At 36.3% G+C, this 4,873-nt stretch carries 7 protein-coding genes; 3 read left to right on the top strand and 4 right to left on the bottom strand.

The features are described 5' to 3' along the window. The first annotated feature begins 32 nt into the window (after positions 1-32). Positions 33-170: a transposase gene (locus RTR63_RS11860; RefSeq protein ID WP_409418220.1), complete on the top strand. Its 138-nt coding sequence runs from the start codon at positions 33-35 to the stop codon at positions 168-170. A gap of 77 nt (positions 171-247) precedes the next feature. Here RTR63_RS11860 and RTR63_RS11510 read toward each other — a convergent pair whose 3' ends face one another. After that, the gene (locus RTR63_RS11510) at positions 248-1,180 is read right to left on the bottom strand and encodes a hypothetical protein (RefSeq protein WP_312524384.1); all 933 of its coding nucleotides are present in this window, start codon (positions 1,178-1,180) and stop codon (positions 248-250) included. A gap of 316 nt (positions 1,181-1,496) precedes the next feature. On the opposite strand from RTR63_RS11510, the gene RTR63_RS11505 reads away from it, so the two are divergent. Together RTR63_RS11505 and RTR63_RS11500 are read left to right on the top strand one after the other, a co-directional pair. Further along, a complete protein-coding gene (locus RTR63_RS11505; protein WP_312116725.1) occupies positions 1,497-1,778 on the top strand; it encodes a type II toxin-antitoxin system RelE/ParE family toxin in 282 nt (93 codons plus the stop codon). A gap of 14 nt (positions 1,779-1,792) precedes the next feature. Then, positions 1,793-2,089, top strand: a complete 297-nt coding sequence (locus RTR63_RS11500; protein WP_312116727.1) for a HigA family addiction module antitoxin — start codon at positions 1,793-1,795, stop codon at positions 2,087-2,089. 328 nt (positions 2,090-2,417) lie between these two features. On the opposite strand, the gene RTR63_RS11495 is transcribed toward RTR63_RS11500, so the two are convergent. The 3 genes from RTR63_RS11495 to RTR63_RS11485 form a co-directional block, all read right to left on the bottom strand. Next, complete coding sequence (locus RTR63_RS11495; RefSeq protein ID WP_312116729.1) at positions 2,418-2,753, bottom strand: hypothetical protein; 336 nt, start codon at positions 2,751-2,753, stop codon at positions 2,418-2,420. Next, positions 2,750-3,511, bottom strand: a complete 762-nt coding sequence (locus tag RTR63_RS11490) for a ParA family protein (protein WP_312524381.1) — start codon at positions 3,509-3,511, stop codon at positions 2,750-2,752. Before RTR63_RS11490 ends, RTR63_RS11495 begins: the two co-directional genes overlap by 4 nt. Positions 3,512-3,590: 79 nt before the next feature. Then, the coding region (locus RTR63_RS11485; RefSeq protein ID WP_312524379.1) for a replication initiation protein at positions 3,591-4,873 on the bottom strand (1,283 nt) is incomplete at its 5' end.

Genomic DNA, 4,873 nt, shown 5'->3' with positions numbered 1-4,873 from the left:
GTCGCCGTGGTAAAGTCCCGGGTAAGCCTAGGGTGAGTGAGGAGAAGTTGGAACTGGCTCGTCGGGAGTTGTCTGCTGGACGGACTTATCCTGAGGTGGCAAGAATTCTAGGGGTGCATCCGCAGACGTTGTATCGGCTGGTGCCGGTAAAATGTTTAGAGATCCAATGACTAGGCCTTTCCAAGTAGAGCTAATATTGATGTACGCTGGAAAAAAATAGAGAAGAAGACCTAATAAAACCACATCATTAACTCAACACTTTCTGTATCGCTAATAAGACGCTTACCACCACGGCAAATAAAATAATTAGACTTAAAAGGTGGTTAGGTTTGGCTAACAGCCCTCTACCCTGAACATTTTCTTTATAATCAAGCTTGACCATTTCCATACATTGTGAGATGAAAGCTAAGCTAGCAGCGGTAGCTTTTTTAGAATGATAAGGTTTTGGCTGATTGGCAAACCCAGGTAATTCTTCTTTAGTTGGTCTTACTTGTTTTTTAAATGATTGCCAATATTGTCCGTTGGCATTGAGCTGATAAAAGGCAGGACTGGTTTCAATATCATTGTCACCGTAATAAAGCCACTGCTGGTATAAATAACTGCCCTCCCAAAATCTAGCTGGTAGCATGGTGACAATGCCTTCGCAATCATCATGTACCAAAATAGGAATGATATTCATGGATAATTTGCCATTGGGCAGATGTGGGCGCCATAGAAAAATACCTGTTGTAATGAGTGGTAATGCGCTTAATGCGGATGGGACTCGCTGTATATGGCGCTCTTGTTCGTCGGTCACATGTTCCGCATAGCGTCTTAGCTCAGGGTCATCAGGGGTGGTATGTTTTAGGGCGTAAAGTTGACTTGCTACATTAATTAGTTGATATGAAGGGGTGCGCCCAGTTGGGTCATATACGATATCAGCCGGACAGGAAAAAGCTTTATCTTCATCAAACAGAAATTTGTTAGCTTGTACAATGGCTGCCCAGACAAGACGTCCCTCACTGTAGAGTTTACCAAGATGATTGATTTGTTCGATAAGCGGGTCATTATTGAGCATCCAGCTAGGTGGCACAATCTGTAGGTACGCAAGCTCTTTTTCTTGCATGTGTGCCAGTGTTTCAGCTAAGTTAATATTTAAGACTTGTGATAGTTTAATTTCTTCCTGAAGTTCTTTGCTCATGCTGGTCTCAAAAGATACAAATTAGATTATTGCAATAATTTATAATAAACAATTTTCTAATCTTAGCGTATCCAGCTGTCTTATGACAAATCCATTGCTATTTCTTTTTTCATATTCTGTTTTTTTATTGGTTTATTTGGAGTGTGAATAGTAGCTTTAAGCGATAGTAAGCAAGGAAAATTAAATCTATGAAAAACAATAGGTTGTCGGGATTCAAGATTTCTTTGTTAAACACTCGACATCTGTAAAAATAACAAAACTTCTCTAGAGTTTATCGTTTATCGATATATAATATATAAAAATTTGGATTTTTTTTATGATTGTTAATTTTGCATGTGATAAAACTCAAACACTTTTTACAACAGGCAATACACGCCATTTCTCTTCAATTAAAAAAGTTGCTGAAAGAAAATTATTGCAATTAGATAATGCGATTACTTTAGAAGACTTGCGTTCTCCGCCAGGTAATCACCTTGAAGCCCTATTTGGCGACAGAGAAGGTCAGCATAGTATTCGAATCAATGATCAATGGCGGATCTGCTTTATATGGACACAAGAAGGTCCGACAGAAGTAGAAATTGTAGATTACCATCGATAGTTAGGAGAGATTATATGAAAAATGGTATGAGACCCATTCATCCAGGTGAAATTTTGCGAGAAGATTATCTTGCACCGCTAGAAATGAGCGCCAATGCTTTAGCGAAGGCAATCGGCGTCACCCCTGCCCGTATTAATGAAATCGTGCGCGAGGAACGTGGTATTACAGCTGATACGGCACTACGCCTTGCTAAATATTTTGGGGGTAATGCTAAGTTTTGGCTAAACTTACAAACCACTTACGAGCTACGACTAGCTGAGACCCAAGATACGCATTTTTTAGATGAGATTATGCCATTAGCTTTCAGCTAAATAGAAAACGCTATCTTAAAGTCGATACGATGTATTATATTAAAAATCCGAGACATGTCTCGGATTTTTAGGATTTTGAACGAATTCGTCACTGTAGCTCATATATTTGGATTTATTGATTGCCATCTTCATGTCCATTTAAATTTTGCAATGGACATTAGGCTAGTTTAATTGGGGGGTAAGGTAGCTGGGATGGATGATTTTTTAATAAAAATCACTAAGATTATCATAGTGTAGGTAATGTAAAATTTTTAGCTTAGGCTAATTTTCTTAAATTTACCCCTCTGATCTATCAAATATTACAGTATGAGTGTCTTTATCATGCACTTTATATATCAGATTTTTCAACGTAATCTTTTAAAATACTGTGGATTTTTTCATTAACGCTCAGTTCTTCCTTATCAGCTAGTGTTTTAATTGCTGAATGCAAAGATGGTTGCATTAATAGTTGCATACGTTTGCTTTTGACTTCAATAAACTCAGGATTGCGTTTCATTGGCACATCAAACTCATTTTTTTGCTGTTTGCTTAAGAGTATATCTTCTTGAGAAACATTCCTAGTTTCTAATTCCTGGTCTTCGACCTGCTCGTTCTCAAGTATTGGGCTACTGATAAATGACATAGCTGGATTTGCATGGCTAAAACTTTTTTTAGTAGACATCATTGAATCTCCTGCCAAATTTCCTGAAATAAATTATCATAATCTTGAGTCGCATTGCCTTTTGCGTCATAAGAAAAAATGTCTTTTCTTAGTGCTTGGGCTTCCTTAATAGCAATTGCTTCACGAATATTTTGTGTGTATGTTTTTGTATATATACTTTTAGCTGTATCTTCTATAACTTGCTGTAAATCACGACTTAAGATATTACGATTACTATAGCGAGTTAAAACAATCCCTAAAACCTGTAAATCCTTATTGGTATAACGTTTGATTGCATCAATCGTTTGTCCAAGTTGAGTTATTCCCTGGACACTAAAAATATCTGCCTGCGCAGGAATTAAGGCAAAATTACTAGCTGTGAGAGCATTAATAGTTAAAATATTTAAACTTGGTGGAGTATCGATCACTATGTAATCATATTCTTTTAATTCAGTTAATGCTTCTCTTAGACGATATTCCCTACCTGTCATTGTCAGCATAGATTCAACATTAGCCAACATAGGGCTAGAGGCAATAATTTGATAACGCGATGGTGTGATTTGAATCGCTTGTTTATCTAATTTTGCATTAATTAATAAGCCTAGTGCATTATTTTCGCTATGGCTGGCATTCGTTGCGTAAGTTAAATTACCTTGTTGGTCTAAATCGATGAATAATACTTTTTTACTTTGTTTACTCTGCAACCAGGCACCTAAAGCATGTGCGGTGGTAGTTTTTCCAACACCACCTTTTTGATTAATTACTGTAATAATTTTTTGCATACTGATAAACCTATACTTATTTATATATACACATAATTGTATATGTATAAATTTATATATTCAATATTTTTTTTGAATTTTATTCAATTGCCATTATCCTTTTAAAATAACTACGAAATCTGATATCTGTATGAGCCGATCTTTTGTCATTCTCTTTGTCAAACATCTTCAAAAATACAGGTACTTCCGTAGCAATTAAGTTTCTCACCCTATCTAAAACTTCTATTTGAAAACCTAGATCGAGACTTTCAAATAACTGCACAAATTGCTTGCTTTCTTGTTCTTTTCTCAATACTTCTTGTTGTTTTTCCAATTTTGATAATCGGTCCGCTTCGAGTTTCTTCTTAACTTCTTCTGCCTGTTTTTGATATTCCTGCTGTTGAGCATCAACTTCTAATAACCCCCAACGCTCATTAATGGCTTTTTTATAAATATTGCGTTTGTGCGTTTCATCATCTATTTGATTTTTGGCAATATATCTATCTGCCGTTGCTTTAACAGTTTGGCGTTCAGTTTCAGATAGGCTTTCAAATAAATTAACATTACTGGCTTTGGCAAAAAATTCTGTGGATTGAACAGGGTTTTCAGTCACCATTTGTTCTTCAATGACGATATTGAAATGGGTAATAGCTCGCCCCAGTTTTTCTTGTTCTAATATCAATTTAAATTCACCCTGCTCGTTCACTTGATTAATAGCGGGTTGCAATACTCTTCGCTTAAATTCTGCCACATTGGGATATTTGGCAAATACGCCGAATAAAATCTTCCATTCATCCACTTGCTTTCGACAGTTTCCCACTTTTCGCCATTTGCATACAAGTTCGTAAAGCCGTTTGGCAGGGGTAGTGTTAAGTTCTATCGTATTGGCGTAATCATATTGCGTATAGTCTAGAGCGTCAGGATTGGTCGCATTTTTGATTAGATGGAGAATATCATCACTAAACTTCAAATAGATGAAGGAGCCTGTATCACTATAACCTATTTTTTGCACCAAACGAATGTGTAATTTCATCTTACTGAACTTACCATGCTTAGGTTTTGATGCCAAAATCGAATCAGAAAAAAAGCTAATCTCCGTTAGATTAGGCGGAATCTCAGGCACAACTTCACCATTAGAAAAATCATAATAGGCATCACAAATAATCTTGGTTTCTTCAAGTTCTAGCACAGCTCTTTTCAGAACTTTATACGCATCATCCAATGATACTTTGTGAATATTGGCGTATTCCTGGGCAGAAATAACTACTTCACCATTCCATAAATCAGACGACATATTGGTTTGACGAGCTTTAGTCATTGCAATCGTCATAATATTATTGGGTACAGGGGACAAGTCGTAACTTGATTCAACTAAGGTATTAT

The organism is Moraxella sp. CTOTU47724, assembly GCF_032014955.1.
GTDB classification, from domain to species: Bacteria; Pseudomonadota; Gammaproteobacteria; order Pseudomonadales; family Moraxellaceae; genus Faucicola; species Faucicola tetraodonis.
Note: the sequence above shows the minus strand (reverse complement) of the source record. Positions and strands in the feature narration are given on the sequence as shown.

Coding starts and splice junctions, on each gene's coding strand:
- RTR63_RS11505 (WP_312116725.1), top strand. CDS start 1,497: ATGATTGTTAATTTTGCATGTGATAAAACTCAAACACTTTTTACAACA.
- RTR63_RS11490 (WP_312524381.1), bottom strand. CDS start 3,511: ATGCAAAAAATTATTACAGTAATTAATCAAAAAGGTGGTGTTGGAAAA.
- RTR63_RS11500 (WP_312116727.1), top strand. CDS start 1,793: ATGAAAAATGGTATGAGACCCATTCATCCAGGTGAAATTTTGCGAGAA.
- RTR63_RS11495 (WP_312116729.1), bottom strand. CDS start 2,753: ATGATGTCTACTAAAAAAAGTTTTAGCCATGCAAATCCAGCTATGTCA.
- RTR63_RS11510 (WP_312524384.1), bottom strand. CDS start 1,180: ATGAGCAAAGAACTTCAGGAAGAAATTAAACTATCACAAGTCTTAAAT.